Raw genomic sequence first — 1,790 nt, 5'->3', positions numbered from 1 at the left:
TCAAACACAAAGGCGGTGGTCATCGGATTCACAATCACAAACAAGGCTGCCATTGTTATCAGCCAATACTCAAACAAAAGCCCCAAATTCATTCTGCCTCCCTCAGAGCAAACATCCATTCATGGCATTAACCGCTTTAGATAATATGAGAAACTCAAGCCTTCACTTTTTACTCAAGACACTGGATAGTGTATCCATAAGTTGTGCCGGAAGTGGAAACACAATAGTGTTGCTCTTGTCACCGGCAATTTCCGTTAAGGTCTGCAGATATCGCAACTGAATCGCCGCAGGTTGTTTTGACAATTGCTCGGCTGCATCTACCAGCTTGGCTGCGGCCTCGGCCTCACCATCGGCATGAATGATCTTGGCGCGTCGCTCCCGCTCGGCCTCGGCTTGTTTGGCGATTGCCCGGATCATGCTCTCGTTGATATCAACATGTTTGATTTCAACATTGGCAACCTTGATGCCCCACTGATCGGTTTGTCGATCCAGAATATCCTGAATATCGTCATTCAGCTTGTCACGCTCGGACAATAATTCATCCAGTTCATGCTGACCCAACACAGAACGCAGGGTTGTTTGTGCCAGTTGCCCGGTGGCTTCCATAAAGTTTTCGACATTGATGATGGCACGCTGCGGATCAACTACCCGGAAATATAGCACCGCATTGACCTGAACCGACACGTTATCACGCGTGATCAGATCTTGTGATGGCACATCAAGCACCAGTGTCCGTAAATCAACTCGTACCATCTGCTGCACAATCGGGATAATGATGATAAGCCCTGGCCCCTTGACCCGATAAAAGCGGCCCAGCATAAATACAACACCTCGCTCATACTCTCGCAGCACTCGAAATGCACTGGCAATAATTGCAATAAACACAACTGCCAGTGTGATCAGAATTGTCGCCATCGTTATTACTCCTCGTCTGGTTCTACTCGTAAAATCAGGCCATCAATACCGGTTATCCGAAGTTTTTGTCCACGCTTGACCGGCTGTGTCGACTCAGCAAGCCAGTGTTCACCAGTCGCCATGACTCTGCCTGGCCCCTGAAAATCAGCCAGCGCCTCTGCAACACTGCCAATAATCGCCTCTTGGCCACTGACAATTCGACTTTGTCTGGCTTTTAATGCAGCACCGACCACAAACACAAATATCGCAAACGAGCTGGCGGCCAAGGCAAAAATCAACGGCATGGAAATCTGATAAGCCGGCAAATCGCTGTCCATCAGGAATATTGACCCCACCACAAAAGCTATCAAGCCACCAATGCCGAGTATCCCAAAGGACGGACTGAAGGCCTCGCCTATCATTAAGGCCATGCCCACCACCAGCAAAGCAAGACCGGCATAGTTAACTGGCAACATATGCAGTGCAAACCCTGCCAGTAGCAACGAAATTACGCCGACCACGCCAGCAATGCCAACACCAGGGTTGTAAAACTCAAGAATCAGCCCGTAAATGCCAATCATCAGTAACAAATAGGCCACATTAGGATCGGTAATCAAACTCAACAAATCATAACGCCAGCCGGTTTCAATTTCGGTGACTTCCGTGTTCGCCAGTTGCAAGACAACCTCACCAGCGTCGAGTGTCACCGTATGTCCATCCAGTTGCTCGAGCAGATTGTTGAGGTCGGTCGCAATGAAATCCGTCACTCCCTGCTCAAGTGCATCCGTAGCACTGAGGCTGACGGCTTCACGCACCGTTTCCTCAGCCCAATCAGCATTTCGCCCGCGTAACTCCGCCAGCCCTCGAATGYWGRCTACGGCATCGTTGATCAGTTT

General features: G+C 49.7%; 2 protein-coding genes. Both read right to left on the bottom strand.

Features of this window, described 5'->3' with window-relative positions; all coding sequences use genetic code 11:
* Positions 1 to 162: 162 nt before the first annotated feature.
* Positions 163 to 915 carry a slipin family protein gene (locus MPL1_RS12880; protein ID WP_009727574.1) on the bottom strand — a complete coding sequence of 251 codons (753 nt, stop codon included), beginning with the start codon at positions 913 to 915 and terminating at the stop codon, positions 163 to 165.
* Positions 916 to 920: 5 nt separating this feature from the next.
* The coding region (locus tag MPL1_RS12875; protein ID WP_009727573.1) for an NfeD family protein at positions 921 to 1,790 on the bottom strand (870 nt) is incomplete at its 5' end.

The sequence above is a fragment of the Methylophaga lonarensis MPL genome, assembly GCF_000349205.1.
GTDB classification, from domain to species: Bacteria; Pseudomonadota; Gammaproteobacteria; order Nitrosococcales; family Methylophagaceae; genus Methylophaga; species Methylophaga lonarensis.
This window is presented reverse-complemented; position numbering and strand designations above follow the sequence as displayed.

Bases quoted from the DNA above. Each gene is read 5' to 3' on its own strand.
- MPL1_RS12880 (WP_009727574.1), bottom strand. From the start codon at position 915: ATGGCGACAATTCTGATCACACTGGCAGTTGTGTTTATTGCAATTATT.